The sequence below is a fragment of the Streptacidiphilus sp. BW17 genome (assembly GCF_041262485.1).
Taxonomy (GTDB): domain Bacteria; phylum Actinomycetota; class Actinomycetes; order Streptomycetales; family Streptomycetaceae; genus Streptacidiphilus.
Genome location: NZ_JBGCCR010000016.1, coordinates 19,457 through 46,104, shown reverse-complemented (window position 1 = coordinate 46,104; position 26,648 = coordinate 19,457). Strand labels below are relative to the sequence as shown.

At 70.3% G+C, this 26,648-nt stretch carries 23 protein-coding genes and 1 riboswitch; of the genes, 11 read left to right on the top strand and 12 right to left on the bottom strand.

Annotated features, from left to right (window positions below):
* Nucleotides 1-163: 163 nt before the first annotated feature.
* The 3 genes from ligA to ABH940_RS20495 form a co-directional block, all read right to left on the bottom strand.
* Entirely contained in the window at nucleotides 164-2,335 is a 2,172-nt protein-coding gene (ligA, locus tag ABH940_RS20505) for an NAD-dependent DNA ligase LigA (RefSeq protein ID WP_370105914.1), read from the bottom strand.
* A 42-nt stretch (nucleotides 2,336-2,377) separates the two neighbouring features.
* Entirely contained in the window at nucleotides 2,378-3,391 is a 1,014-nt protein-coding gene (locus tag ABH940_RS20500; RefSeq protein WP_370060790.1) for a methionine synthase, read from the bottom strand.
* Nucleotides 3,392-3,505: 114 nt separating this feature from the next.
* Nucleotides 3,506-4,195 (bottom strand): SDR family oxidoreductase, encoded by a 690-nt coding sequence (locus ABH940_RS20495; protein WP_370060791.1) that lies wholly within the window; start codon nucleotides 4,193-4,195, stop codon nucleotides 3,506-3,508.
* Between the two features lie 96 nt (nucleotides 4,196-4,291).
* Between ABH940_RS20495 and ABH940_RS20490 the strand changes: the two genes are divergently transcribed.
* Nucleotides 4,292-6,154, top strand: a complete 1,863-nt coding sequence (locus ABH940_RS20490) for an NAD-binding protein (RefSeq protein WP_370060792.1) — start codon at nucleotides 4,292-4,294, stop codon at nucleotides 6,152-6,154.
* Here ABH940_RS20490 and ABH940_RS20485 read toward each other — a convergent pair.
* The 3 genes from ABH940_RS20485 to ABH940_RS20475 all read right to left on the bottom strand — a co-directional run bounded on the left by ABH940_RS20485 (nucleotide 6,133) and on the right by ABH940_RS20475 (nucleotide 9,254).
* Nucleotides 6,133-6,663: a TIGR00730 family Rossman fold protein gene (locus tag ABH940_RS20485; RefSeq protein ID WP_370060793.1), complete on the bottom strand. Its 531-nt coding sequence runs from the start codon at nucleotides 6,661-6,663 to the stop codon at nucleotides 6,133-6,135. The genes ABH940_RS20490 and ABH940_RS20485 overlap by 22 nt on opposite strands.
* A gap of 171 nt (nucleotides 6,664-6,834) precedes the next feature.
* Nucleotides 6,835-7,989 carry a tRNA 2-thiouridine(34) synthase MnmA gene (gene mnmA, locus ABH940_RS20480; protein ID WP_370060794.1) on the bottom strand — a complete coding sequence of 385 codons (1,155 nt, stop codon included), beginning with the start codon at nucleotides 7,987-7,989 and terminating at the stop codon, nucleotides 6,835-6,837.
* Nucleotides 7,990-8,075: 86 nt separating this feature from the next.
* Complete coding sequence (locus ABH940_RS20475; RefSeq protein WP_370060795.1) at nucleotides 8,076-9,254, bottom strand: cysteine desulfurase family protein; 1,179 nt, start codon at nucleotides 9,252-9,254, stop codon at nucleotides 8,076-8,078.
* Nucleotides 9,255-9,435: 181 nt separating this feature from the next.
* Between ABH940_RS20475 and ABH940_RS20470 the strand changes: the two genes are divergently transcribed.
* Nucleotides 9,436-10,182, top strand: coding sequence for an IclR family transcriptional regulator (locus ABH940_RS20470; RefSeq protein ID WP_370060796.1), 747 nt, complete (start codon nucleotides 9,436-9,438; stop codon nucleotides 10,180-10,182).
* A 161-nt stretch (nucleotides 10,183-10,343) separates the two neighbouring features.
* Nucleotides 10,344-11,117 (top strand): enhanced serine sensitivity protein SseB C-terminal domain-containing protein, encoded by a 774-nt coding sequence (locus tag ABH940_RS20465; RefSeq protein ID WP_370060797.1) that lies wholly within the window; start codon nucleotides 10,344-10,346, stop codon nucleotides 11,115-11,117.
* Nucleotides 11,118-11,209: 92 nt separating this feature from the next.
* Here the strand turns inward: ABH940_RS20465 and ABH940_RS20460 are convergent, their stop codons facing one another.
* The 5 genes from ABH940_RS20460 to ABH940_RS20440 form a co-directional block, all read right to left on the bottom strand.
* On the bottom strand, nucleotides 11,210-12,307 hold the full coding sequence (locus ABH940_RS20460; protein ID WP_370060798.1) for an ABC transporter ATP-binding protein: 1,098 nt from the start codon (nucleotides 12,305-12,307) through the stop codon (nucleotides 11,210-11,212).
* Between the two features lie 24 nt (nucleotides 12,308-12,331).
* Nucleotides 12,332-13,390, bottom strand: coding sequence for an ABC transporter ATP-binding protein (locus ABH940_RS20455; protein ID WP_370060799.1), 1,059 nt, complete (start codon nucleotides 13,388-13,390; stop codon nucleotides 12,332-12,334).
* A gap of 65 nt (nucleotides 13,391-13,455) precedes the next feature.
* Nucleotides 13,456-14,448 carry an ABC transporter permease gene (locus ABH940_RS20450; protein ID WP_370060800.1) on the bottom strand — a complete coding sequence of 331 codons (993 nt, stop codon included), beginning with the start codon at nucleotides 14,446-14,448 and terminating at the stop codon, nucleotides 13,456-13,458.
* Nucleotides 14,449-14,583: 135 nt separating this feature from the next.
* Nucleotides 14,584-16,260 (bottom strand): ABC transporter substrate-binding protein, encoded by a 1,677-nt coding sequence (locus ABH940_RS20445; RefSeq protein WP_370060801.1) that lies wholly within the window; start codon nucleotides 16,258-16,260, stop codon nucleotides 14,584-14,586.
* A 73-nt stretch (nucleotides 16,261-16,333) separates the two neighbouring features.
* Nucleotides 16,334-17,374 carry an ABC transporter permease gene (locus tag ABH940_RS20440; RefSeq protein ID WP_370060802.1) on the bottom strand — a complete coding sequence of 347 codons (1,041 nt, stop codon included), beginning with the start codon at nucleotides 17,372-17,374 and terminating at the stop codon, nucleotides 16,334-16,336.
* Between the two features lie 488 nt (nucleotides 17,375-17,862).
* On the opposite strand from ABH940_RS20440, the gene ABH940_RS20435 reads away from it, so the two are divergent.
* Nucleotides 17,863-18,522, top strand: a complete 660-nt coding sequence (locus tag ABH940_RS20435) for a trimeric intracellular cation channel family protein (protein WP_370060803.1) — start codon at nucleotides 17,863-17,865, stop codon at nucleotides 18,520-18,522.
* 87 nt (nucleotides 18,523-18,609) lie between these two features.
* On the opposite strand, the gene ABH940_RS20430 is transcribed toward ABH940_RS20435, so the two are convergent.
* Nucleotides 18,610-19,386, bottom strand: a complete 777-nt coding sequence (locus tag ABH940_RS20430; protein ID WP_370105913.1) for an enhanced serine sensitivity protein SseB C-terminal domain-containing protein — start codon at nucleotides 19,384-19,386, stop codon at nucleotides 18,610-18,612.
* Nucleotides 19,387-19,531: 145 nt separating this feature from the next.
* Nucleotides 19,532-19,662, top strand: a riboswitch (glycine riboswitch).
* 203 nt (nucleotides 19,663-19,865) lie between these two features.
* On the opposite strand from ABH940_RS20430, the gene gcvT reads away from it, so the two are divergent.
* The 7 genes from gcvT (at nucleotide 19,866) to ABH940_RS20395 (ending at nucleotide 26,516) form a co-directional block, all read left to right on the top strand.
* Nucleotides 19,866-20,984, top strand: coding sequence for a glycine cleavage system aminomethyltransferase GcvT (gcvT, locus tag ABH940_RS20425; RefSeq protein ID WP_370060805.1), 1,119 nt, complete (start codon nucleotides 19,866-19,868; stop codon nucleotides 20,982-20,984).
* 133 nt (nucleotides 20,985-21,117) lie between these two features.
* Entirely contained in the window at nucleotides 21,118-21,495 is a 378-nt protein-coding gene (gene gcvH / locus ABH940_RS20420) for a glycine cleavage system protein GcvH (protein WP_370060806.1), read from the top strand.
* A 72-nt stretch (nucleotides 21,496-21,567) separates the two neighbouring features.
* Nucleotides 21,568-22,836, top strand: a complete 1,269-nt coding sequence (gene glyA / locus ABH940_RS20415) for a serine hydroxymethyltransferase (protein WP_370060807.1) — start codon at nucleotides 21,568-21,570, stop codon at nucleotides 22,834-22,836.
* 158 nt (nucleotides 22,837-22,994) lie between these two features.
* Nucleotides 22,995-24,362, top strand: coding sequence for an L-serine ammonia-lyase (locus ABH940_RS20410; protein WP_370060808.1), 1,368 nt, complete (start codon nucleotides 22,995-22,997; stop codon nucleotides 24,360-24,362).
* A gap of 224 nt (nucleotides 24,363-24,586) precedes the next feature.
* Complete coding sequence (locus ABH940_RS20405; protein ID WP_370060809.1) at nucleotides 24,587-24,856, top strand: type II toxin-antitoxin system Phd/YefM family antitoxin; 270 nt, start codon at nucleotides 24,587-24,589, stop codon at nucleotides 24,854-24,856.
* Nucleotides 24,846-25,304, top strand: a complete 459-nt coding sequence (locus ABH940_RS20400) for a type II toxin-antitoxin system VapC family toxin (RefSeq protein WP_370060810.1) — start codon at nucleotides 24,846-24,848, stop codon at nucleotides 25,302-25,304. Before ABH940_RS20405 ends, ABH940_RS20400 begins: the two co-directional genes overlap by 11 nt.
* A gap of 255 nt (nucleotides 25,305-25,559) precedes the next feature.
* Entirely contained in the window at nucleotides 25,560-26,516 is a 957-nt protein-coding gene (locus ABH940_RS20395; RefSeq protein WP_370060811.1) for a LysR family transcriptional regulator, read from the top strand.
* The last annotated feature ends 132 nt before the right edge of the window (nucleotides 26,517-26,648 follow it).

Here is a 26,648-nt window from a genome sequence, read left to right as displayed (position 1 = left end):
CCTGTTTGCCCGTCAATAACCGTGAATGACCGTTCTCTAGTTCGCTTCACGTCAGTTGATGCGAAATCACCATGAAGCGGACCCGGGACGATCCGGTCCTGACGGGCGTTCAGCCGACAACAAAGGGGAACGACGGACCGACGCCGGCCGTTCCCCTCAGCTCCTACTCCTCCACCGGCAGGGCCACCGCGCGGGCCGCCTCCGGGCCGTCGGAGAGGAGGACGGCGAAGCCGGCGTCGTCCAGGACCGCCAGCTTCAGCTGGACCGCCTTGTCGTACTTGGAGCCGGGGTTGTCGCCGACGACCACGAAGTCGGTTTTCTTCGAGACCGAGCCCGTGACCTTCGCCCCGCGCGCCTGAAGGGCGTCCTTCGCGCCGTCGCGGGTGTGGTCGGCGAGCGTGCCGGTGACGACGACGGTGAGCCCCTCCAGCGGGCGCGGGCCGGACTCCTCCTCCGTCGCCTCGTCGACGAAGCGGACGCCCGCCGCACGCCACTTCTCGATGATCTCGCGGTGCCAGTCCTCGGCGAACCAGGCGACGACGGCCTTGGCGATGATCGGGCCGACACCCTCGACTGCGGCCAGCTCCTCCTCGCCCGCGCTCGCGATCCGGTCCAGATCGCGGAACTCGCGCGCCAGCGCCTGCGCGGCGACGGGGCCGACGTGGCGGATGGAGAGGCCCGTGAGGATCCGGGCCAGCGGACGCTGCTTGGCCGCGTCGAGGTTCTCCAGGAGGGCCGTGGCCGTCTTCTTCGGCTCACCCTTGAGGTTGGCGAAGAAGCTGACGACTTTCTCCTCGCCCGTTTTCTCGTCGCGCTTGGGCAGGCCGGTGTCCTGGTCCCGGACGACGACCTTGATCGGGAGCAGCTTCTCGATGGTGAGGTCGAAGAGGTCGCCCTCGTTGAGGATGGGCGACTCGACGGGCTCCAGCGGCTGGGTCAGCGCGGTGGCCGCGACGTAACCGAGCGCCTCGACGTCCAGGGCCTTGCGCCCGGCGAGATAGAAGATGCGCTCGCGCAGCTGCGCCGGGCAGGAGCGGGCGTTGGGGCAGCGCAGGTCGATGTCGCCCTCGGACATGGGCCGCAGCTCGCTGCCGCACTCGGGGCAGACGCTGGGCATGACGAACTCACGCTCGGTGCCGTCGCGCAGCTCGACCACCGGGCCGAGCACCTCGGGGATGATCTCGCCCGCCTTGCGCAGCACGACGGTGTCGCCGATCAGCACGCCCTTGGCCTTGACCACGTCCTGGTTGTGCAGGGTGGCGTACTCGACCACCGAACCGGCGACATGGACCGGCTCCATCACGGCGTACGGCGTGCAGCGCCCGGTGCGGCCGACGTTGACCCGGATGTCGAGCAGCTTGGTGTTGACCTCCTCCGGCGGGTACTTCCACGCGATGGCCCAGCGCGGCGCGCGCGAGGTGGAGCCGAGGCGGCCCTGCAGCGCGATCTCGTCGACCTTGACCACCACGCCGTCGATCTCGTGCTCGACGCTGTGGCGCTCTTCGCCGTAGCGGGCGATGAACTCCTTGACCTCGGCCAATGTGGACACCACAGCGTTGTGCTTGGCCGTGGGCAGGCCCCAGGCGTGGAGCAGCTCGTAGGCATGGGACTGGCAGTCGATGTCGAAGCCGCGCCGGGCGCCGATGCCGTGGACGATCATGTGCAGCGGGCGCTGCGCGGTGACCGCCGGGTCCTTCTGGCGCAGCGAACCGGACGCGGAGTTGCGCAGGTTGGCGTAGGGGGCCTCCCCCGCCGCGACCCGGGAGGCGTTGAGCTCCTCGAAGGCCTCGGTCGGGAAGTACACCTCACCGCGGATCTCGACCAGCTCCGGCGCCGGGTGGCCCTGGTCGCCGCGCAGCTCGTGCGGGATCTCCGCGATGGTGCGGACGTTGGGGGTGATGTCCTCGCCCGTGCGCCCGTCGCCACGCGTGGCGGCGCGGACCAGACGGCCGTTCTCGTAGGTGAGGTTGACCGCCAGGCCGTCGATCTTCAGCTCGCACAGGTAGTGGAACTCCTGGCCGGCCAGCTCCCGCTCGACCCGGTCCGCCCAGGCGTCGAGCTCCTCGTCCGTGAAGGCGTTGTCCAGGCTGAGCAGCCGCTCCAGGTGCTCGACCTCGGCGAACTCGTTGGAGTAGGACCCGCCGACCTTCTGCGTCGGGGAGTCGGGCGTGCGCAGCTCCGGGTGACGCTCCTCGATCGCCTCCAGCTCGTGCATGAGCCGGTCGAACTCGGCGTCGCTGACGGTCGGCGCGCTCTTCACGTAGTAGGCGAACCGGTGGTCCTCGATCTCCTGCGCGAGCTCCGCATGGCGGACGCGAGCATCCTCCAACGCCACTGGAACTACCCCCTTGTTGACTGCTCGGATGACGGCTCGGTACTACTCGGGATTGTCGGCCAGACTCTGCGCCGCGATGACGCTGTGTGACAGCGCGGTGCGCGCATACGCCGGGGACGCCCCGGCCAGGCCGCAGGTCGGGGTGACCACGACGGAACGCCACAGCAGCGCCGGGTCGAGGCCCAGCCGCCGCCACAACGTCCTCACACCGCTGACACTACCGGCCGGGTCTGACAATTTTCGGTCGGCGGACGGCACGACACCGAGCAGAAAGACCGTCCCTCCTTCCACTCCCTCACCGATCGCATCATCGTCACGCTCCGTCAGCAAGGATGCGTCCAGCGACACCGCCGAGGCGCCCGCGCGCCGCAGCAGGTCGATCGGGACTCCGGGCGCGCAGCTGTGGACCGCGACCGGGGCGTCGAGGGAACCGATCACGTCGCCCAGGACCTCCTGCGCGACGCCGCGGTCGACCGCGCGCAGCCGCTGCCAGCCGCTGGCCGTCTTCACCGTCCCGGCCAGGACCGCGGGCAGCGACGGCTCGTCCAGCTGGAGCAGCACCTCCGCGCCCGGGATCCGGCGGCGGACCTCGGCGAGGTGCAGCCGCAGGCCCTCGGTCAGCGAGGCGGCTATGTCGCGGACCGCGCCGGGATCGGCCAACGCCTTCTCGCCGCGCTGCAGTTCCACCGACGCGGCCAGCGTGAACGGACCGACGGCCTGGACCTTGACCGGGCCGGTGCGCTCCTGGGTGAACTCCTCCAGCGCGTCCAGGTCCTCGCCGAGCCAGGAGTGGGCCCGACGGGTGTCCCGGCCGGGGTGGTCGCCGAAACGCCAGCCGGACGGCTCGACCCTGGCGAAGAGCTCGACCAGCAGGCCGAGACTGCGGCCGATCATGTCGGCGCCCGGTCCGCGCGCGGGCAGCTCCGGCAGGTGCGGCAGCGCCTCCAGCGAGCCGGTGACGGTCTTGGCCGCCTCGCGGGCGTCCGTACCGGGCATGGAGCCGATGCCGGTCGCGCCGGGACCTGCCAGGGTGGGGAAAGGCAGCACTGCACTCATCCTTGTCCTTTCGCGCTTCGCTTCGACTCCACTGCGCTACGCCTCAGCTCGCCGCTCACCGTCGTCCCCTCGCGCTTCGCTTCGGCTCCGCTGCGCTGCGCCTCAGCTCGCCGCTCAACGGCCCGGCCGTACGGACAGGTCGGTGATCTCCGCGTCACGCGGCAGGTCGATCGCGGTGAGCACGGCCGTGGCCACGGACTCCGGCGCGATCCACGCGTCCGACTCGTAGTCGCGGCCCTCCTGGGCGTGCACCTTGGCCTGCATCGGCGTGGCCGTGCGGCCGGGGTAGACCGTGGTGACCCGGACGCCGTTGCCGTGCTCCTCGTCCCGCAGCGAGTCGGCCAGCGCCTTCAGGCCGAACTTCGACGCCGCGTAGACACCCCACTCGCTGTTGGCCCGCAGGCCCGCACCGGAGTTGACGAAGACGACATGGCCGCGCGCCATCCGGACGGTCGGCAGCAGCAGCCGGGTCAGTTCGGCGGGGGCGAGCAGGTTGACCGCCAGGGTCTCCTGCCAGACCTTGACGCCCATGTCCCCGACCCGGCCCAGCTCGACGACGCCGGCGATGTGCAGCAGCGAATCGATCCGCTGCGGCTGCTCCTGGTGGCCCAGCGCCCAGCTGAGCCGCTCCGGCTGGCCGAGGTCACCGACCAGCGTGCGCGCGCCGGGGAACTGCTCGCGCAGCTCCGCCGCGCGGCGCGCGTCGCGGGCGAACAGCCACAGCTCCTCGCCGCGCTCGCTGAGCTTGGCGGCCACCGCCGCGCCGATGCCGGAACCCGCTCCGGTGATCACATGCGTACCCATGGGTTCATCAGTACCACGCCCGCACGCTCCGACGTTGCGCCACCATGGTCGACAACGTGCTGACGACAGCACACCACCGACGAGCTGGGGGTATCGGTGCCGGACGGTCTGCAGGACCAACTCACGGAAGCAGACCCGGAAACGGGAGAGGAGTCAGCAGCCGACGGACGCGGCCACATGGTCGTGGTCGGCAACGACGCGCTGACCCACCGTCTCGCCGCCGACCTCGCGGCGCTCTACGGCGAGCGGGTCGTCCTCATCGTCCCCGAGCCGCACCAGGGCCACGGCCAGCAACTCATGGCCCTGCACCACGAGACGGGACCGATCACGGTCCTCGGCGGCGAGCAGCCGGACGCCGCGACGCTGCGCCGGGCGGGCCTCGGGTCCGCTGACGCGCTGGCGCTGGTCCTCGACGACGACCAGGCGGTCACCCAGGCCGCGCTGATCGCCCGCAGCATCAACCCGACCGTCCGGCTGGCGCTGCGCCTCCACAGCACTGCGCTGGGCCAGCGGCTCCGCGCCCTGCTGGACCGCGAGGACGCGCCGACCACCGTCGCCTCCGCATCGGCGACGGCCGCCCCCGCGCTGGTCTCGGCGGCGCTGCCGAGCCACCGGCAGGTGATCCCGATCAACGGCGGCACCTGCGCCGTCGTCACCGAGGTGCTGCCGGAGGACGCGACCGGACTGCCGGACAGCGAGGGCGTCCCGATCGCGGTGCTCACCGAGGACACCGGAACGCTGCTGCCCGGCCCCGACCTGGTTCCCGCGGACGCCAAGACCACGGTCGTGCGCCTGCGCCACCTCGAGGACGCGCCGCCGCTGCCGCGCGAACGGGCCTGGGGCGGACGGCGGTTGCTCGCGATGGTCCGTGGCTTCTTCTCCCGCAAGCTCCAAGTCGCGGCGGTGGCGTTGGCCGTGCTGGTGGCCCTGCTCACCGTGCTCACCTGGCAGTTGACCGGGACCAGCCTCGGGCTCTCGCTCTACCTCGTGTTGATGGACCTCTGTTCGGCGGGCAACCCGGCCTTCGGGCAGCCGCTGGCCCGGCAGATCCTGCAGATCATCACCATGTTCACCGGCATGCTGCTGCTCGGCCTGGTCGCGGCCGTGGTCCTGGACAGCGTCGGCGCGGTGCGGCCGACGGCGGCCGTGCGGCGGGTCCGGCGGACCGTCTCCGACCACGTGCTGCTGATCGGGCTGGGCAACGTCGGCCGGGCGGTGGCCTCCCGACTGGTCGACATGCGGGTGCCGGTGGTCGCCATCGAACGCGACGCGTCCGTACCGGGGGTCGCCGCCATGCGGGCGCTCGGCGTACCGGTGGTGATCGGCGACTTCACCCGCGAGTCCGTCTTCCGCGCGGCACGCGGCGACCGGGCGGCGGCGCTGATGGCGCTGACCAACAACGACAGCGCCAACCTGCAGGCGGTCCTCTTCGCCCGCGAGCAGCGGCCGGACCTGCGGGTGGTGCTGCGGCTCTTCGACGATGCCTTCGCCCGCACCGTCTACGACGCCCTGCGGCAGGCGCATCCGGAGGCACGGACCCGTAGCCGCAGCGTGTCCTACCTGGCCGCGCCCGAGTTCGCCGCCGCGATGATGGGCCGCCAGGTCCTGGCCGCGATCCCCGCCCGGCGGGAACTGCTGCTGCTCGCCGACGTCACGGTGCAGGACGGCGACGAACTCGCCGGACGCACCGTCGCGCAGGCGTTCCGGCCCGGCGAGTGGCGGGTCGTCGCGACTCCGCGGCGCAACGGCGGGGCAGGGCTGAACTGGACGCCGCAGTCAGGCCGCGAGCTGACGGTCGGCGAGCGGGTCATCGTCGTCGCGACCCGCGAGGGCCTGGGCCGCCTGCTGCGGCGTGACGCGGGATCCGGGACCGGCGCGGTCCTCCCCGACCCGATCCCTGGTCGGATCCCTGGCGGGGTTCCCGGCCGGATTCCCGATCAGGCAGCGCCCTCGGCGTAGCGCAGCGCCTCCTCGCCGTCGCCGGCGAACCGCACCAACTCGCGTACCGGACGCGGGAGGAAGCCCTCGCGCTCCATCCGCTCCAGCTGGGTGCGCATGCCGTCGTAGAAACCGTCGGTGTCGAGCAGGACGACCGGCTTGTCGTGCAGGCCGTGCTTCTTGAGCTCCAGCACCTCGGTCACCTCGTCCAGCGTGCCCAGCCCGCCGACGAGGACGACGATCGCGTCGGCACGCTGGAACAGCATCGTCTTGCGCTCGGGCAGGTCTGCGGCGGTGATCAGCTCGTCCGCGCCCCGGTACGCCTTGTGGCGCAGCATCTCGACGGAGATGCCGACCAACTTGGCCCCCGCGGCCTTCGCCTCGTCGGCGACGACACCCATCAGGCCCGCGTGCGACCCACCCCAGACGAGGGTGTGTCCGTGCGCGCCCAGGGCACGCGCGAACTCACGCGCGGGAGCGGTGTAGCGGTCGTCGAGGTCGGCGGCGGAGCAGAAGACGGTGATATTCACCCGATGATTATCCCATTACGACGCAAACGATTTGCAGGAGAGGTGCCATGCACTGCCAGGGGCGCGGGGAACTGCGCGAGAACCGCCGACGAGCGGACGGCCCTGCGCGTTCGGGGCTCTACCGGCGTGGGTGATTTGTCGCGCAGTTCCCCGCGCCCTGGTTTGCTGCAACTACAGCTCTGCCGCGGCCCGCTCCGTCGTCGCGATCGTCGCGGACCCCACCACGCGGGTGCCGTCATAGAGGACGACCGCCTGTCCCGGGGCGATACCGCGCTGCGGGTCGTCCAGGACGACGCGCAGGCCGCCGTCCGCGGCGATCTCCGCAGTGACCGCCACCGGCTCGCCGTGGGCGCGGAGTTGGGCGAGGTACCGGCCCGTGCCGGACGGCGCGGTATTCCCGCACCAGCGGGGCTTGACCCCGCTCAGCGCGGAGACGTCGAGCGCCTCCACCGGGCCGACCGTGACGCGGTTGTCGACCGGGGAGATGTCCAGGACGTACCGCGGCTTGCCGTCCGCCGCCGGACGGCCGATGCGGAGGCCCTTGCGCTGGCCGATGGTGAAGCCGTAGGCGCCACTGTGCTCGCCGACCACGGCGCCGTCGACGTCGACGATCTCGCCGGACGCCGTGCCGAGCCGGTCGGCGAGGAAGCCCTGGGTGTCGCCGTCGGCGATGAAGCAGATGTCATGGCTGTCCGGCTTCTTGGCAACGGCCAGCCCGCGCTGCTCCGCCTCGACGCGGACCTGCTCCTTGGTCGTGTCCCCGAGCGGGAACATCGCGTGCGCCAACTGCTGCGCGTCCAGCACGCCGAGCACGTACGACTGGTCCTTGGCCGGGTCGACGGCCCGGTGCAGCTCGCGGCCTCCGCCCGGGAGGTCGAGAACGCGCGCGTAGTGGCCGGTGCAGACGGCGTCGAAGCCGAGGGCGACGGCCTTGTCCAGCAGGGCCGCGAACTTGATCTTCTCGTTGCAGCGCAGGCAGGGGTTCGGCGTGCGGCCAGCCGCGTACTCGGCGACGAAGTCGTCGATCACGTCCTCGCGGAAGCGCTCGGCCAGGTCCCAGACATAGAAGGGAATGCCGATCACGTCGGCTGCGCGGCGCGCGTCCCGCGAGTCCTCCAGGGTGCAGCAGCCGCGCGCGCCGGTGCGGAAGGACTGCGGGTTGCTGGAGAGCGCCAGGTGCACGCCGGTCACCTCGTGTCCCGCTTCGACCGCGCGCGCGGCGGCCACGGCGGAGTCGACGCCACCGGACATGGCAGCGAGGACGCGGAGACGGCCGCCGGGCAGACCGGCGGCGGGCTGGGCGGGGGCACCGGGGAAGTCAGACATAGTGCCTACCAGAGTACGGGCTGCCGACCGGCACCCCGCGTCCCCTCCGCGCCGGACGCACGCGCGATCCCGCCCGATCCCGCACGCTACCGCCGGGTCGCCGCGCCGGCCTGGCGGGCGCGGTCGACGACCGGGCCGATCGCCTCGGCCAGCGCCTTCACGTCCGCCTCGGTGGAGGTGTGGCCGAGCGAGAACCGCAGCGACGCACGGGCCATCGCCGGCTCCGCGCCCATGGCCAGCAGCACGTGGCTGGGCTGCGGCACCCCGGCCGAGCAGGCGGAGCCGGTCGAGCACTCGATGCCGCGCGCGTCGAGCAGCATCAGCAGCGCGTCGCCCTCGCAGCCCGGGAAGGTGAAGTGCGCGTTGGCGCTGAGCCGTCCTTCCGGGCGCGGGTCGCCGTTGAGGACGGCCTCCGGCACGGCCGTGCGGACCGCGTCGACCAACTGGTCCCGCAGGCGGCCGATCTCCTGGACGAACTGCGGCTGCCGCTCCACGGCGATCCGCGCGGCGGCGGCGAAACCCGCGGTCGCGGGGACGTCGAGGGTGCCGGACCGGACTTCGCGCTCCTGGCCGCCGCCGTGCAGCAGCGGGACCGGGGCGGCCTCGCGGGAGAGCACCAGCGCGCCGACGCCGTACGGGCCGCCGATCTTGTGGCCGGTGACGGTCATCGCGTCCAGGCCGGAGTCCGCGAAGGAGAGCGGCAGCTGCCCGGCGGCCTGCACCGCGTCGGCGTGCATCGGGACGCCGAACTCCCGTGCCACGGCGGCCAGCTCGCGGATCGGCTGGATGGTGCCGACCTCGTTGTTGGCCCACATGACGGTTGCGAGCGTGACGTCTGTGGGATTGCTTGCGATCGCCGCGCGCAGGCCCTCGGGCGCGACGCGGCCGAGCGGGTCGACCGGGAGCCACTCGACGACCGCGCCCTCGTGCTGCTCCAGCCAGTGGACGGCGTCCAGGACGGCGTGGTGCTCGACGGGGCTGCACAGGATCCGGCGCCGTGCCGGGTCGGCGTCCCGGCGGGCCCAGAACAGGCCCTTGACCGCCAGGTTGTCCGACTCGGTGCCGCCGCCGGTGAAGACGATCTCGCTCGGGCGGGCGCCGAGGGAGGCGGCCAGGCTCTCCCTCGACTCCTCGACCACGCGACGGGCGCGGCGTCCGGCGGCGTGCAGGGACGAGGCATTGCCGGTGCTGCCGAACTGCGCGGTCATCGCGTGGACCGACTCCGGCAGCATCGGAGTGGTGGCGGCGTGGTCGAGGTAGGGCATGGCGGCCCAAGTGTAGTGCGCCCACCGACGGAGTCCGGTGGGTGGTACGGGATTCGGACATGCGGAGCCGCGCGGAAGCAAGAGCCACGCGGCGAAAAGGTTCCGAATGCGCATCATCCATTGCAGCCTGTGCAATGGCGTCCCTACGCTCACAGCACAGTCGAGCACAACGGGGCGGGGCATGTCGCAGTCGGTGGACCGGGCGCTGACCGTGCTCGCATCGCTGGCCGAGGGGCCGGTCTCGCTGGAGCAGGCCGCCGCGCGGATCGGGGTGCACAAGTCGACCGCCCTGCGGCTGTTGCGGACCCTGGAGGAGCACGGCTTCGTGCACCGCCAGGCCGACTACCGCTACCGGCTCGGCGGACGCCTCTTCTCCCTCGCCCAGCTGGCCTTGGAGAGCATCGACGTGCGCGGCGTCGCGGCCCCGCACCTGGCCGAGCTGAACGACCGCTGCGGGCACACCGTGCATCTGGCCGTCTACGAGGACGGCGAGGCCACCTACGTCGACAAGCTGGAGAGCCGCTACCCGGTGCGGATGTACTCGCGCATCGGCAAGCGCGCGCCGCTGACGGCGTCCGCGGTGGGCAAGGTGCTGCTGGCCGGGCTGCCCGAGGGCCGCCGGACGGAGCTGGCCCGGCGGCTGGACTACCCGGCGTACACACCGCGCTCACTGCGCACGCCCGAGGCGCTGCTCGCCGAACTGGAGACGGTGCGGGACCAGGGCTGGGCCATGGACCGCAGCGAGTACGAGGAGAGCGTCAACTGTGTGGCCGTGCCGATCCGGGGTATCGAGCGACAGGTGATCGCCGCCTGCTCCATCTCCACCCCGACCGTGGTCGCGCCGCTGAGCGCACTGCGACGACTGATCCCCGACCTGCTGGCCACGGCGGAGGCGATCTCCCACGAGTACGGCGGCCGGACCGGATGAGGACCCGATGACGACCGGATGATCTCCCTCCCGCCCCGCCTCTACGCTGTGGCGGGCGACACCATCACGGCAGTTCAGGCAGTACAAGCGGCACCGGCAGTACCAGCGGAACGAGTGGCGCGGCAAGAGACCCGGGTGGACCAGGAAGGGGGCGCGAAGCCATGATCGAGCAGGCCTTGCAGGAGGTCTTGCCGGAGGTCTCGCCGGGTCGGTACGACCGCTACGAGGCGCTGCTCCAGGCCATCGCCCAGGGGGAGCTGTGGATGCTGCTCTGGCACGGCACCCCCGGCAGCCCGGACGCCCAGTACGGCAGCCTGGAGGTCGGCGGCTACGGCTACGCCCCGTGCGTCACCTCCGCCGAGCAGCTCGCGGCCTGCGGCTGGACCCGGCAGCACAAGGTCTGCTCCGGGCCCGAGGTCGCCTCCGCGCTCTACCACGAGCGTTGGGGACTCTGGCTCAACCCGCACCAGCCGGGCGGCGGGCTCGGCATCCCGTGGGCGGACCTGAGACGCGTCGCCGGCGGGCTCGACCGGCTGCCCGCCGGACCGCTGAACCTGACGGCGGTCGGCTCTCCCCCGTCCGCCGTCCCCTCGAGCGTGAGCTCGATGGACGCGCTCGCCCCCTTCTGTTCCCGGCTCGCCGCCGAGGCCCGCGAGACGCCTGCGGTGCGCACGCTGCGCCGGGCCTGGGTGGAACCCTCCTGGGGCGAGCCCTACCTGGTCATCGGACTGGACCTGCACGACGCGTCGGCCGCCGCGGCGGAGACGGTCCGGCAGATGGTCGAGCGCTCGCTGGCATCGGCCCCGGAGGCGCTGCCGCTCTCGACGGTGGCGATGTCCGACCCGTACGACCCGGTGGCCACCTGGCTCTCCGCCCGCGTCCCGGCCTTCTACGACCGCGACCTCGACCTCGACCTCGCCACCTCGGGAAGCTGACAGACCGTCACCAGACGTACTGTCACCGGACATGCGAAGGGGCCGATCCGGACGCGTCCGGATCGGCCCCGCTCAACGACAACCTGTCGGCGTCACTCCGCCGACGCGGGCGCGGAGGGGATCTCCTCCGCCGCGACGACCTGCTTGACCTCCGGGAAGTGGCAGGCGGCCTGGTGTCCCTCGGCCGAGCCGACCAACTGGACCAGCGGCGGCTCCTGGCTGGCGCAGATGTCCTGCGCCTTCCAGCAGCGGGTGCGGAACCGGCAACCCGACGGCGGGTTGATCGGGCTGGGCACGTCCCCGGTGAGGCGGATCCGCTCGCGGCGCGCCTCGCTGTCCGGGTCGGCCTCGGGGACCGCCGAGAGCAGCGCGTGCGTGTAGGGGTGCTGCGGACGGGAGTAGAGCGTCTCCCGGTCGGCGATCTCGACGATCTTGCCGAGGTACATCACCGCGACGCGCTCGGAGAAGTGGCGGACCACCGCGAGGTCGTGCGCGATGAAGACGAACGCCAGGTTGAACTCGCGCTGCAGGTCCTGGAGCAGGTTGACCACCTGCGCCTGGATGGACACGTCCAGCGCGGAGACCGGCTCGTCCGCGACGATCAGCTTCGGCTTGAGCGCGAGCGCGCGGGCGATGCCGATGCGCTGGCGCTGACCGCCCGAGAACTCGTTCGGGTAGCGGTTGTAGTGCTCGGGGCTGAGACCGACGATCTCCAGCAGCTCCTTGGCACGCCTGCGGTGACCGCCCTCGGGGTTGATCCCGTTGAGCTTCATCGGGGTCTCGATGATGGTCCCGACCGTGTGCCGCGGGTTCAGCGACGAGTACGGGTCCTGGAAGATCATCTGCAGGTTCTGCCGGGCGGCCCGCATCGAGGAGACGCGCTTGTGCGTGATGTCCTCGCCGTCGAAGCGGATGCTGCCGCCGGTCGGCTCCAGCAGACGGGTGACGAGTCGGCCGGTGGTCGACTTGCCACAGCCCGACTCACCCACGAGGCCGAGCGACTCGCCGGCGTTGACGCTGAAGTCGAGACCGTCGACGGCCTTGACCGCGCCGATCTGCCGCTGCCAGACGATGCCCTGACGGATCGGGAAGTGCATCTTGAGGTCCTTGACCTCAAGCAGCGACTCGCCCTCGGATGCCCCCGGAGTGGCCCCTTCGCGGGGGCCAGGAATGGTGTCGGTGGTGCTCACGGCATGCTCCTGTTCGTCCGCGGCTTACTTCGCGGCCTTGCGGATCTCGATCTTGCTTTCCCCGCTGAGGTGACACGCCGCGATGTGGCGGTCCGAGTCGAGGACCGGGAGCAGCTCGGGCCGCTCCGACATGCAACGTCCGTCCGGCACCTGGCCCTTGAACGCGCATCGGGGGTTGAAGGCGCAACCGCTCGGGAGGTTGATCAGGCTGGGCGGGGACCCCGGGATCGGGTTGAGCCGCTCGTTGACGTCGCCACCCAGGTGCGGCATCGACTGGAGCAGACCCCAGGTGTACGGGTGCTCGGGGGCCTTGAGCACCTCGCGCACACTGCCGTACTCGATACGCCGGCCGCCGTACATCACCAGGATGTCGTCGGCGATCTCGGCGACCACGCCCAGGTCGTGGGTGATGATGATGACCGCCGAGCCGAACTCCTCCTGCAGGTCCCGGATCAGGTCCAGGATCTGCGCCTGGACGGTGACGTCCAGGGCGGTGGTCGGCTCGTCGGCGATCAGCAGCTGCGGGTCGCAGACCAGCGACATGGCGATCATGGCGCGCTGGCGCATACCGCCGGAGAACTCGTGCGGGTAGCTCTTCGCACGGCGCTCCGGCTGCGGGATGCCGACGCGCTTGAGCATGTCGACCGCGCGGACGTTGGCCTCCTTCTTGGAGACCTTGTGGTGGACCCGGTACGCCTCGGCGATCTGCGCGCCCACCGTGAAGAACGGGTGGAGCGCGGAGAGCGGGTCCTGGAAGATCATGGACACCTTGTTGCCGCGCAGCGGGCGCATCTCGCGCTCGTCGAGCGCGACGAGCTCGTCGCCGTCCAGCCAGATCTCGCCGGAGACCTTCGCCCGCGTTCCCTTGTGGAGACCGAGCAGGGCAAGGCTGGTGACGGACTTTCCGGAGCCGGACTCGCCCACGATGCCCAGGGTCTTGCCGTGCTCCAGGCTGAAGGAGACCCCGTCCACGGACTTGACGAGCCCGTCCTCGGTCGGGAAGTGCACCTTCAGGTCGCGCACCTCCAGGAAGGTCGACGGCGGGCTGACGGGGACGGTCTGCGGCGAGATTTCGATGGCCACTGGTAGTTCCTCAGTCGACAGGGGGTCGGGATCGCCGACCCGCGCCGGATGGTTCTGGCCCGGCTTCAGGCGAGGCGGACGCGGGGGTCGATGATGCCGTACACCACGTCGACGACGACGTTGGCAAGCACGACGGCCACGGCGGCGAAGAGCGTGGTGGCCATGATGACGGGGAGGTCGACGTTCTCCACGGCCTGGACGGCCAGCTGACCGATGCCGGGGATGCCGAAGACGCTTTCGGTGATGACTGCCGAGCCGCCCACCAGGGTGGCGAAGTCCATGCCGAAGATGGTGACGATCGGCGTGATCGCGGCACGCAGCGCGTGCTTGAAGACCAGGGTTCGCTGACCCAGGCCCTTGGCACGGGCGGTGCGGATGAAGTCCTCGCCCAGGGTCTCCAGCATGCTGGAGCGGGTGAGCCGGGTGTAGTAGGCGAGGAAGCCGATCGTCAGCGAGGCCCAGGGGAGCAGAAGGCCCTGGAACCACTGGCCGAAGCCCTGCGTGATCGGGGAGTAGTTGGGGGTCGGCAGCAGCTGCCACTTGTCCACGAAGGCGTACTGCAGCACCAGCGCGAGGAAGTAGATCGGCAGCGAGATACCGACCATCGCCAGTCCGACGGCGAGCTTGTCCACCAGCTTGCCCTTGCGGACGGCCGCGAGGATGCCGAGGCCGACACCGGTGATGAGGAAGGCCACAGCCGCACCGGCCGCCAGCGAGATGTCCGCCGGCAGACGGTTCATCAGGGTGTCGAAGACGTTGGAGTCGTCGTGGAACGAGATGCCCAGGCAGGGAGCCGGGCACTGGACCGCCAGGGGCCCGTCGCCGATGGTCCGGCCGGCGAAGATGCCCTTGAGGAACTCGAAGTACTGCGTGAAGAGGCTCTTGTCGAGTCCCAGGGAGTGCTTGATCTCCAGGATGCGGCCCGGGTTGCAGGCCTTGCCACAAGCCAGGACGGCCGGGTTGCTCGGCACCGCGAAAAAGATGAGGAAGGTAACGAGGCTGACCATCAGGATGATGGTGAAGGCGCTGAGCAAGCGCCGAATCAGATAACGAGTCATGTGGTGCTTGGACCGGGCTCTGCCTGGCCCGCCTCCCTCTCGCTTCGGGCGGCCGGGTGTGACCTGCGCGCGGAGTGATGGTTCGGACGTGGGTCCGGGCGGCAGCGGGTACGCCGCCGCCCGGACCCGGAGGTGTTACTGCTTCACGAAGACGTGCGCGAGGTTCATCTCGGCGAGCTCGGTGTCGTTGGTCAGACCGCCGACGTTCTTGCCCTGCAGCTCGTAGAAGGTCATGTAGACGAGCGGGACGACCGCGGCGTCGTTCTGCAGCAGCTGGGTGTCGAGCGCGCCCCAGGCGGCGTTGGCCTGGTTCGGGTCGGCCATCTGGTTGATGTTGTCCATCTGCTTCTCGGCGGCCGGGTCCTGCAGCTGCGAGAAGACCTGGTTGCCCTGGGGGATGATCTGGCGGCCGTCGAAGAGCGGCGGCAGGATCGTGCTGGCGTTCGGCCAGTCGGCGATCCAGTCACCCCAGATCAGGTCGAAGTGGTTGGACAGGTTCCCGACCGTGTTGAAGTAGGAACCACGGTCGATCTGCTTGATGTTGACCGTGATGCCGATCTGCGCCAGCGAGGTCGCGATCGCGGTGGCGACCTTGCCCTGGGTCGGGGTCGCCTCGACCGCCAGCGACAGGGTCAGGTTCTTGACGCCGGCCTGCGCCATGAGCGCCTTGGCCTTGGTCAGGTCACCGGCCGGGTTGCTGCCGTACGGCGCGGCGTTGTCCTGGCGACCGGCGGTGCCCGGCGGCAGGAAGACCGTGGCGTAGGGACCGTAGGCCGAACCACCGAAGGCACCGCGGACGGTCTGCTTGTTGATCGCGTACTCGATCGCCTGGCGGACCTGGAGGCTCTTCACCGTGGTGGTGTTGATGGCCATGTAGTTGGTGCCCGGGGCGGCGACCTTGTGCAGACGCGACTGCAGCGTCGGGTCGTTGACGAAGGAGTTCAGGTCGGTGCCCGCGATCGGGTCCTCGATGATCGCGTTCTGCGCGTCCGTGCCGTCGGCCTTCATCAGCTGGTCGATGGACGCCATGTCCTGGCCCATCTTGACGTCGATCTCGTCGACGTTCTGGTCCCGCAGCGGGTCGACGGACTTCGACCACTCCGGGTTCTTGACCAGGATGAGTTCCTTGTTCTGGGTGTACGACTTCAGCTCGTAGGGGCCGTCCGACCACACGTGCGTGTCGTAGGTGGCACCCGTGTCGTGGGCCTTCGGCACCGCCGAGAAGTCCGACATCGCGGTCGCTTCGTTGAAGTCGTTGACCGGGGTGCTCAGCTGGAAGACGATCGTGCTGGCGTCGGGGGTCTGGATCGCGGCCAGGTCGCCGCTCTTCGTCGGGCCCTTGTAGCTCTTGTCGTTGGCCAGCCACTGCTGCGCGTAGGTCGGGCCACCGGACAGGTCCGGGTCGAAGGTGCGCTCGACGCCGTACTTGACGTCGTAGGCCGTGACGGTCGAGCCGTCCTGCCACTTGACGCCCGGACGGATGTGGAAGGTCCAGGTCTTGTCGCCGTTGCTGGCGGTGCCGGTGTCGGTCGCCAGGTCACCCACGAGCTTCGGGGTGGCGTCCGGCTGGTCGGACGGCTGGGTCCAACCGGTCAGCGAGCGGTAGATCTCGCGGCCGATGTTCTGGCCCTGGGTGGTGTAGGTACGCCCCGGGTCGATGTGGTCGAAGTCGCTGGGCGCGTAGTACAGCAGGGTGCCGCCCTTGGTCGGCGCTCCACCAGTGGTGCTTCCGCCGCCACCACAGGCGCTGGCCCCCAAGGCGACGGATATCGCGATAGCGGTCATGGTGACCGTGCGCTTGCTGCGCATCATGGGTGGGTCTCCTCTTGTCTTCTTGGTTGCCCCGCCTCGCCCGGCCGACGGATCGGCCCGGAGGTGCGGAAGTTCAGCTGCGGTTGGCCCGCGGGTCGAGCGCGTCGCGGACGCCGTCACCCAGGAGGTTCATGGCCAGGACGATGACCAGGAGAGCGAGGCCGGGTACGGCCAGGTACGTCGGGTCGTACAGGTAGTACTGGGTGGCCGCGTTGAGCATCCCGCCCAGGTCCGGGTTCGGCGGGACGACGCCGACGCCCAGGAAGGAGAGGGCCGCCTCGGTGGCGATGTTGATCGGCACCGCCAGCGCGAAGGAGATCAGGATCGGCGCCCAGAGGTTCGGCAGCAGTTGCTTGAACAGGATGTGCCGCCAGCCGGCGCCCATGATCCGTGCCGCGTCGATGAACTCCCGCTCACGCAGGGAGAGCACCTGACCGCGCACCAGTCGGGCGGTGTAGGCCCAGGCGAAGAGGGCGATGATCGCGATGATGGCGCTGAGCTGCAGCGTCTCGCTGGTGCCGCCGTGGGAGTTGGTGGTGAAGGCGTTGGTGATCACCGGCGTCACGGCGATGATGAACAGCAGCTGCGGGAACGCGAGCATGACGTTCATGATCCAGTTGAGCGCGGTGTCGATCTTGCCGCCGAAGTAGCCCGCCGCAAGGCCGACCACCACGCCGATAACCGTCGAGATGACCGCCGCGGTAATCGCCACGATCAGCGACGTCCGGAGACCGTAGATCAGCCGGGCGAACACGTCGAAACCGGTTCCGGGCTCGACTCCGAGCCAGTGGTGACCACTGACGCCACCCAATGAACCGATCGGGAAATTACCCGTGTCCGGATTGATGGCCTTCAGGTCGGGCTGTATCGGCCCCCAGCCCTCCAAAGTGGAGAGAAGAGGCGAGCAAACGGCAGCCAGAATGAATAGCACGGTGACGACCAGAGCGATCATCGAGGCACGGTCGCGCTTCAGTCGCGTCCAGGCCATCCGTGCAGGAGAACGGCCTGCGGAGGAGTCCCCCTGGACCGCCGGAGCCTCTTGTTCGGCCGTTGGATCAGCCACGAGGGTCGACGATTCCCCTGCGGGATCGGTCGGTTGGGGTTGCTTGGTCATGGTGCGGACATCCCCGGATCTCAGTTCAGGTGTGCATGGCGCGGCGCGGTGAGGGGACTCTATGCACGTGGCTTTTCTCTGCTCAAGAGGCCGTGACCCGCCGAAACCAGAATGAGATCATGCGAGATACAGCTGTTGTGATCCAATGTCCGTTTTGGTGCCATATATAGCCTTGACACGGCGCAAACGGGGTGCATGCGGTCGGGTGTTATGCCCGATTTGCCAGCATTTGTCGGAGACACCCCTTCCGATGGTGCTCAATGCCAAGAAACGTTCCGCGATTCACCATGTGAGACGAATGGGCTTTCTGGGGCGCGTGGGACCAAGGCTCGGGGAAAGATGAATGGACACATTCAAAAAGCCCCTCTTTGGAAAGATTCAAAGAAGGCCGCGCGCTGGCTTCGGGACGGCTGTGCACAGGCTGTGCAGGCGCACGCCCGGCCCAGCGCTCCCCCGACCATCGCGTCGCACCCTGTAGAAAAGGCGACGTGGCTTCCCAGATCTTCGCCCCCGACGTCGAACAGGTGCTCGACATCTCCGGCATCTTCGTCTTCGCCCTGTCCGGCAGCCTGTTGGCGGTACGCAAGAACTTCGACGTGTTCGGACTGGCGGTGCTCGCCGAGGCGACGGCGCTCGGCGGCGGGGTCATCCGCGACGAACTGATCGGCGCCGTACCGCCGGCGGCGTTCACCAACACCGGCTACTTCGTCACCCCGCTGATCGCCGCGGCGGTGGTCTTCTTCCTCCACCCCGAGGTCACCCGGATCAACCGCACCGTGCAGACCCTCGACGCCCTGGGCCTGGGCCTGTTCTCCGTCACCGGGACCGCGAAGGCGCACGACTTCGGCCTGGGCGTGATCGCGTCCGTGGCACTCGGGATGATCACCGCGGTCGGGGGCGGCGTCCTCCGCGACCTGCTGGCCATGGAGACGCCGTCGCTGCTGCGTTGGGACCGGTCGCTCTACGCGGTCCCGGCGATGCTGGGAGCGGGCATCACCGCCGCGCTCATCGCCTTCGGCGACCTCAACGCCGTGACCGGGACCGCTGCCACGCTGGTCGCCTTCGGGCTGCGGATGCTGGCGCTGCACTACAACCTGCGCGCACCCCGTGCCTGGCACCGCGGCAGCTCGCAGACGGGTGAGGCGTAGGGCGCGTGAGGCGTAGGACGGCCGAGGCGTAGGGAGCTCCTCCCTACGCCTCACCGGTCACCGCTTCACCTCAGGGCTGCGCCTCGGTCACCCCTGCGCGTAGAAGGGGGCGACCGTCGACAGCATCCACTGCACGGTCGGGTCCTCGGCCACCACGTCCAGCAGGATCAGGGAGACCTCGTACCCCAGCGGGGCCACGCCCAGCGCGCGACCGAGGGCCAGGCCCACCGCCTCGTGGTCGCCCGGCTCGTACCGGGCCAACTGCACGCCCACGAACAGCTTCGGCGCGTCGCCCTCGACCTGCACCAGAGCCCGTCGTGCCGTCAGCACCACGGGCAGCACGGCGAGTTCGCTCGCCGCGGCGGCCAGGAAGTCGTACGGCTCCTCGTGCGCCTCCGGCTCCCACGCCGTGGCGCGGACGCCCTCGTCACCGCCGCCGCAGAGGTCCGGGACGCCGGCGGCGGGGACCGGCAGGCCGACCGCGCCCTCAGGGTTCACCGCGATGCCGACGCCCTGCGGCAGCCCACGGGCCAGTTCGCGTACCGGCGCGATCGCGTACGACATGGCGTCGCCCGCGACGGCGCGCAGCTGCGACTCCGAGCTGAAGACCGGGACGAACGGCTGCCCGGCCAGCTCGGTGGTGGGCATGTCGAGTGTGGTGCCGTCCCGGGTCGGCCCGGCGGGCAGCGGGACCCAGACCTGGCTGCGGCCCAGCACCTCCATCACCCGGGGCGTGGCCCCGGGATCACCGACCGACGCGGCCAGCACCTGCTCCAGCTCGTTCTCCGGCCAGCTCCCCGGCTGCACGCCGTGCTGCACGCCGTGCTGCACGCCCTGCTGCGGGATGCCCGCGTACTGCTCCACCGTCTGCCTCCGCCCGTTACGCCCGTTGTGCCCGTTCGCGGCCTTTTGCCGGTTCTCAGCTGTGTCGCTGCCGGATCGCAGCCTGTTCGCCACAGTCCAGGCGCCATGCCATGATGAGCGCACCCACAATTGCATACCGGCCGTTCGAACCCGCGCGGGAGAGCTCGGCGACACCCCTGCACCCACCCGTACCAGCGGTTGCGCAGTGGGAGTTCGCCGGCGCCGAAGGAGCAAGGCCTCCCCCGAATCTCTCAGGCACCACACCGCACGGGCGAGGCAGTTCTGGAAAGCGACCAGTCGCAGGAAGCGACGGAGAGGGCGCGGACGACACCGTCCGCGTCGTGGCTCCGTACCGCGCTGGTCCACCCACGGTGCAAGCCGCCCACGCCCCGCGCGTCGGCGCGGTGAAGCTCTCAGGTCGCAGCGACAGACGGGGAGGGCCCTGCCGCAGCATGCCCTGATTGCTAGGAGATCACCGAATGTCTCTCCGCCTGACCGCGCTGGACAGCCTCCATCGCTCCCTCGGCGCCACCATGACCGACTTCGCCGGCTGGGACATGCCGCTGCGCTACGGCAGTGAGCGCGAGGAGCACCTCGCCGTCCGCACCAAGGCCGGTCTCTTCGACCTCTCGCACATGGGCGAGATCACCGTCTCCGGTCCGCAGGCGGGCGAGATGCTCGACCACGCGCTGGTCGGCTTCGTCTCCGCGCTCGCGGTCAACAAGGCCCGCTACACCATGATCTGCGCGGCGGACGGCGGCATCCTGGACGACCTGATCGTCTACCGCACCGGCGAGGCCGAGTTCATGATCGTCGCCAACGCCTCCAACGCCCAGCTGGTCCTCGACGAGCTGACCGCCCGCGCCGACGGCTTCGACGCCACCGTGCGCGACGACCGCGACGCCTACGCGCTGATCGCCGTCCAGGGCCCGAACTCCCCCGCCATCCTCGGCTCGCTGACCGACGCCGACCTGCCGGGCCTGAAGTACTACACCGCCCTGCCCGCCACCGTGGCCGGTCGCCCGGCCCTGCTGGCCCGGACGGGCTACACCGGTGAGGACGGCTTCGAGCTCTTCCTCGCCCCCGCCGACGCCGCCCACGTGTGGACCGCGCTGACCGAGGCCGGCTCCTCCTACGGCCTGATCCCCTGTGGCCTCTCCTGCCGCGACACCCTGCGCCTGGAGGCCGGGATGCCGCTCTACGGCCACGAGCTCACCACCGCGCTGACCCCGTTCGACGCCGGTCTGGGCCGCGTGGTCCGCTTCGACAAGACCACCAACGACGGCGCGTTCGTCGGCCGCGAGGCGCTGGAGAAGGCCGCCGAGCAGGCGCTCGCCAGCCCGCCGCGGGTGCTGGTCGGCCTGGTCTCCCCCGGCCGCCGCGTGCCGCGCGCCGAGATGAACGTGGTGGACGCCGAGGGCACGGTGATCGGCTCGATCACCTCCGGCGCCCCGTCCCCGACGCTGGGCAAGCCGATCGCCATGGCCTACGTCGACGCCGCCCACGCCACGCCGGGCGCCTCCGTCTTCGTCGACGTGCGCGGCACGCACGAGCCGGTCGAGGTCGTCGCCCTGCCGTTCTACAAGCGCGCGCGGTAGTCCGACCCGCGTCCGCCGCACGCCCGCCACACACGCTCCCGAGCGTCGACCTACCGGTCGACCTCGGAGAACACTTCCCGGGGTCCCAACCCCCGTTTCGCCGTACCCACACCTCATCCGGGAGAATCACGTCATGAGCAACCCCCAGCACCTCACGTACAGCAAGGAGCACGAGTGGCTGACCGGCGCCGAGAACGGCGTGGCGACGGTGGGCATCACCGCCTTCGCCGCCGACGCGCTCGGTGACGTGGTCTACGTCGACCTCCCCGAGGTCGGCGCCACCGTCACCGCCGGCGACACCTGCGGTGAGCTGGAGTCGACCAAGTCCGTCAGCGACCTCTACACCCCGGCCACGGGCGAGGTCGTCGAGGTCAACCAGGCCGTCGTCGACGACCCGGCGCTGGTCAACTCCGAGCCGTTCACCGGCGGTTGGCTGTTCAAGCTGCGCCTTGCCGGCGAGCCCGAGGGTCTGCTCAGCGCCGACGAGTACACCGCCCAGTTCGGCGAGTGAACTCCGGCGGCTGACAACCGACGTCCGCCAACACGACGTCCGACGACCGACGACCTGAGGGATCTCACCGTCATGACCGTCCTGAACCAGTCCCTGCACAGCCTCGACCCCGAGGTCGCCGCCGCGGTGGACGCCGAGCTGCACCGGCAGCAGTCCACCCTGGAGATGATCGCCTCCGAGAACTTCGCCCCCGTGGCGGTTCTGGAGGCCCAGGGCTCGGTGCTCACCAACAAGTACGCCGAGGGCTACCCCGGCCGCCGCTACTACGGCGGCTGCGAGCACGTCGACGTGGTCGAGCAGCTCGCGATCGACCGCATCAAGGCGCTGTTCGGCGCCGAGCACGCCAACGTCCAGCCGCACTCCGGCGCGCAGGCCAACGCCGCCGCGATGTTCGCGCTGATCAAGCCCGGGGACACCATCCTCGGTCTGGACCTGGCCCACGGCGGCCACCTGACCCACGGCATGAAGATCAACTTCTCCGGCAAGCTCTACAACGTGGTGGCCTACCACGTGGACGCCGAGACCAGCCTGGTCGACATGGCCGAGGTCGAGCGTCTGGCCAAGGAGCACCGCCCGAAGCTGATCATTGCCGGCTGGTCCGCCTACCCGCGCCAGCTGGACTTCGCCGAGTTCCGCCGGATCGCCGACGAGGTCGGCGCGCTGCTCATGGTCGACATGGCCCACTTCGCGGGCCTGGTCGCCGCCGGGCTGCACCCGTCCCCGGTGCCCTACGCGGACGTGGTCACCACCACCACGCACAAGACCCTGGGCGGTCCGCGCGGTGGCGTGATCCTCTGCAAGGAGCAGTACGCCAAGAAGATCAACTCCGCGGTCTTCCCGGGCCAGCAGGGTGGTCCGCTGGAGCACGTGATCGCCGCCAAGGCCGTGTCCTTCAAGGTCGCCGCCTCGGAGGAGTTCAAGGACCGCCAGCGCCGCACCCTCGAGGGCGCCAAGATCCTCGCCGAGCGGCTGACCCAGCCGGACGCGGTCGAGGCGGGCGTCTCCGTGCTGTCCGGCGGCACGGACGTGCACCTGGTCCTGGTGGACCTGCGCAAGTCCGAGCTGGACGGCCAGCAGGCCGAGGACCGCCTGCACGCGGTCGGCATCACGGTCAACCGCAACGCGGTGCCGTTCGACCCGCGTCCGCCGATGGTCACCTCCGGCCTGCGGATCGGCGCCCCGGCGCTGGCCACCCGCGGCTTCAAGGCCGAGGACTTCCGCGAGGTCGCCGACATCATCGCCGAGGCCCTCAAGCCGTCCTTCGACGACGCCAAGGCGGCCGAACTGTCCGCCCGCGTGAGCGCGCTGGCCGCGAAGCACCCGCTGTACCCGGACCTGTAAGCCTCCGGTAGGGGATTCGTCATCCCTGACGTGATCCCTGAAAGGTGGGGGCACCGCGCACACTGGAACCAGACAGTGCGCGCGGTGCCCCTACCCATGACACCGCTCGCACCCTCCCGCGCAGTTTCCTGCCCCACCCACAAGACAAGGGCGTCCTCGTGGCCATCAGCGTCTTCGACCTCTTCTCCATCGGCATCGGCCCGTCCAGCTCGCACACGGTCGGCCCGATGCGGGCGGCCCGGATCTTCGCGCGCCGCCTGAAGTCCGAGGGCCTGCTGACGGACGTCCACGCGATGCGGGCCGAGCTCTTCGGTTCCCTCGGCGCGACCGGCCACGGCCACGGCACACCCAAGGCGGTGCTGCTCGGCCTGGAAGGCAACTCGCCGCGCACGGTCGACATCGAGCAGGCCGACCTGGACGTGGCGCGGATCAAGGAGACCAAGCGGATCTCGCTGCTGGGCACCCACGAGATCGCCTTCGACCCGGACAACGAGCTGATCCTGCACCGGCGTCGGTCCCTTCCCTACCACGCCAACGGCATGACGCTGTGCGCCTACGACGCGGCGGGCGTGCCGCTGCTGGAGAAGACCTACTACTCGGTCGGCGGCGGCTTCGTCGTCGACGAGGACGCGATCGGCGCGGACCGCGTCAAGCTCGACGACACCGTGCTCACGTACCCGTTCCGCACCGGCGCCGATCTCCTCCGCCTGACCGCCGAGACCGGCCTGTCCATCTCCTCCCTCATGCTGGAGAACGAGAAGGCCTGGCGCAGCGAAGCGGAGATCCGGGCGGGCCTGCTGGAGATCTGGGCCGTGATGCAGGAGTGCGTCCGCAACGGCATGCACCACGAGGGCATCCTCCCGGGAGGCCTCAAGGTCCGCCGCCGCGCGGCATCGGCAGCGCGGGCGCTGCGCGTCGAGGGCATCGGCCCGGCCAACGCGATGGAGTGGGTCACCCTCTACGCGATGGCGGTCAACGAGGAGAACGCGGCGGGCGGCCGGGTGGTGACCGCGCCGACCAACGGAGCGGCCGGCATCATCCCGGCGGTGCTGCACTACTACTTGAACTTCATTCCGGGTGCTGACGAGGACGGCATCGTCCGCTTCCTGCTCGCAGCGGGCGCGGTGGGCATGCTCTTCAAGGAGAACGCCTCCATCTCCGGCGCCGAGGTCGGCTGCCAGGGCGAGGTCGGCTCCGCCTGCTCCATGGCCGCCGGCGGCCTCGCCGAGGTCCTCGGCGGCACGCCCGAACAGGTCGAGAACGCCGCCGAGATCGGCATCGAACACAACCTCGGCCTCACCTGCGACCCGGTCGGCGGCCTGGTCCAGATCCCGTGCATCGAGCGCAACGGCATGGCGGCCGTGAAGGCCGTCACCGCAGCCCGGATGGCGCTGCGCGGCGACGGGCGCCACCACGTCTCCCTCGACAAGGCGATCAAGACCATGAAGGAGACGGGCGCCGACATGAAGGTCAAGTACAAGGAGACCTCGCGCGGCGGCCTCGCGGTCAACGTCATCGAGTGCTGACGAAACACACCCTGATCTGCAACTTCGCGTCATCCAGGACTGTCGGGGCCTTCCCTGTGTGCACGACGCGGAGTCCCTGAGGAGGCCCTGGGCGGACAGTTGCCGACCAGGGCCTTCCTGGACGCACACAAGAGCCTTGGGCGTTCTCATCGGGGTCGTGGCCTTGTGCCCGAACCGAGTGCAACCCCGTAGCACCACGTGGCACACATCGCTAGTCTGATGGCATGGCAGCGCAACCGGAGATCACCCAGCGGGACCTGCGCAGCAGGTCGAGAGAGATCATGGACGCCGTCGAGGCCGGCCAGTCGTTCACGGTCACCCGTGACGGCCGCCGGATCGGAGAGCTGATCCCGCTGAAGCGACGCAGGCGCTTCGTTCCCCGGGCAGAATTCGCTGCGATGTCGCGGAGCGCACCCGACATCTCCCTGGATGCCTTCCGGGCGGATCAGGACGTCACAGCCGCGCAGGAGATGGACGATCCCTATGCCCGCTGAGCACGAGCGGGGTCTTCTCGACACCAACATCATGATCCTGCGCCGCTGGGTGGACCCGGCCGAGCTGCCGACTGAGGTGGCCATCAGCGCGATCACTCTGGCGGAACTGTCCGCCGGGCCGCACGAGGTCCGACGGAACGAGGAGCAGGGCGACTACGACGAATACGCGGAGCGGGCGCGTCGGCTCGACGTCCTTCAGCGTGCCGAGAATGAATTCGATCCCATTCCCTTCGATACCGAGGCCGCACGCATCTACGGACGGATCTGCGCTGCTGTGATCGGCGCTGGCCGCAAACCGCGAAGGCGCGTGGCCGACCTGATGATCGCCGCCATCGCCGTCGCCGAGGACCTCCCCTTGTTCACCACCAACCCCGACGACTTCAAAGGCTTGGAAACCCTGCTGACCATCGTGCCGGTCACGCGTCCCGCGCTTCTGCACGATCGCTAGCCGGGCACCGGCACTCGGCGCATCGGGACCCAGCCTGGCGCCGGTCACCGGTCCGGTGGTGCCGCCGGACCGGTGACGCAGAGGTGGCCGTGCCACGCGACTCCCCCGGTTCATCCCCCAACCTGCGTTGATCAGCAGCCTTTCGGCGGGTCCGGACCCCCGCGAGGCCTGGCTACGCTCCGTGGAGCCGGGCCGTCGCGGTCCGGGCGCGCCGGTGCGGGCGCCGGTCGGCGCGTGAAGGCGGAAGGGGCGCGGGTGGAGCTGGAGGTGCGGCATCTGCGGGTGTTGTGTGCGATAGCGGACGCAGGGAGTGTGAGCCGGGCAGCCGCCGTGCTCGGGTACTCGCAACCGGCGCTCAGCACGCAACTCCGGCGGATCGAGCAGCACTTCGATGCTCCACTGTTCGAGCGCAACTCCTGGGGCGTCGAGCCGACGCGGTACGGCGCGGAGGTGCTGGGCCGGGCGCGGGACGTGCTGACGCGGATGGCCGGGATCGGCCGCCGCCCGATCCCGGAGGCGTTGGATGCAGCAGCTGCGGAGGCCCGGCGAACCCTACGGCTGGCGGCCACCAACTCGCCCGTCTTGCCGGGCCTGGTGGCGCGACTGCGCAGCCGCGTACCCGAGCTGGCCCTGCAGTTGAGCAGCGTCTACGCCTCCTCGGAGATCGTCGCGCTGCTGGAGCGCGGCGAGTTGGACGCCGGGATCGCCGCCGACTACCCGGGCCAGGAGCTGCGCCACTCGGACGCGGTCCGACACCGTGGAATCGTGACCGAGCCGTCCTTCGTCGCACTGCCCGCCCGCCACCGGCTGCGCCACCGGACCGAGATCGCACTGTCCGACCTGGCGGAGGACGCCTGGTTCGCCACACCCGACGACGGAGCGGGCTGGCCCGGCGTGTTCCACCGCGCCTGTGCGCAGGCCGGGTTCTCCCCCGCCACGGTGCACGAGTTCCTGGGCGACCAGTTGCAGTTGCAGCGCATGATCGCCGCGGGCCTCGGGGTATCGGTGGTGCAGGCGACACTGCGGCCGATCACCGGCGTGCGGGTCAAGCCGCTGGAGGGCACCCCATTGTGGTGCCGATATCTGCTCGTCTGGCGACGGGACGGCGTCTGTGACGAGCTGGCCGAGACACTCGTCGGCGCGGCGTCCGCGTCCTACCGGGACCTGATCGCGCAGGCAGCGCACTTCCAGGCGTGGGCGACTCGGAGCTGACCCCTGCGCACCGGGATGTTATGGCAGACCCCGGACAAGTAGCATGTCACACCTTATTGTGGCCGACCCGGCACCGATGAGACGGTGCCATGCACGCCTCAGCATCTCTTCAGAGGCGCATCCGTCCGCTTT

Excerpts from the sequence above, each read along its gene's own strand:
- ABH940_RS20500 (WP_370060790.1), bottom strand. The coding sequence starts at position 3,391 with ATGAGTGCAGTGCTGCCTTTCCCCACCCTGGCAGGTCCCGGCGCGACC.
- ABH940_RS20495 (WP_370060791.1), bottom strand. The coding sequence starts at position 4,195 with ATGGGTACGCATGTGATCACCGGAGCGGGTTCCGGCATCGGCGCGGCG.
- mnmA (WP_370060794.1), bottom strand. The coding sequence starts at position 7,989 with ATGTCTGACTTCCCCGGTGCCCCCGCCCAGCCCGCCGCCGGTCTGCCC.
- ABH940_RS20475 (WP_370060795.1), bottom strand. The coding sequence starts at position 9,254 with ATGCCCTACCTCGACCACGCCGCCACCACTCCGATGCTGCCGGAGTCG.
- ABH940_RS20470 (WP_370060796.1), top strand. The coding sequence starts at position 9,436 with ATGTCGCAGTCGGTGGACCGGGCGCTGACCGTGCTCGCATCGCTGGCC.
- ABH940_RS20465 (WP_370060797.1), top strand. The coding sequence starts at position 10,344 with ATGATCGAGCAGGCCTTGCAGGAGGTCTTGCCGGAGGTCTCGCCGGGT.
- ABH940_RS20450 (WP_370060800.1), bottom strand. The coding sequence starts at position 14,448 with ATGACTCGTTATCTGATTCGGCGCTTGCTCAGCGCCTTCACCATCATC.
- ABH940_RS20445 (WP_370060801.1), bottom strand. The coding sequence starts at position 16,260 with ATGATGCGCAGCAAGCGCACGGTCACCATGACCGCTATCGCGATATCC.
- ABH940_RS20440 (WP_370060802.1), bottom strand. The coding sequence starts at position 17,374 with ATGACCAAGCAACCCCAACCGACCGATCCCGCAGGGGAATCGTCGACC.
- gcvT (WP_370060805.1), top strand. The coding sequence starts at position 19,866 with ATGTCTCTCCGCCTGACCGCGCTGGACAGCCTCCATCGCTCCCTCGGC.
- gcvH (WP_370060806.1), top strand. The coding sequence starts at position 21,118 with ATGAGCAACCCCCAGCACCTCACGTACAGCAAGGAGCACGAGTGGCTG.
- glyA (WP_370060807.1), top strand. The coding sequence starts at position 21,568 with ATGACCGTCCTGAACCAGTCCCTGCACAGCCTCGACCCCGAGGTCGCC.
- ABH940_RS20405 (WP_370060809.1), top strand. The coding sequence starts at position 24,587 with ATGGCAGCGCAACCGGAGATCACCCAGCGGGACCTGCGCAGCAGGTCG.
- ABH940_RS20400 (WP_370060810.1), top strand. The coding sequence starts at position 24,846 with ATGCCCGCTGAGCACGAGCGGGGTCTTCTCGACACCAACATCATGATC.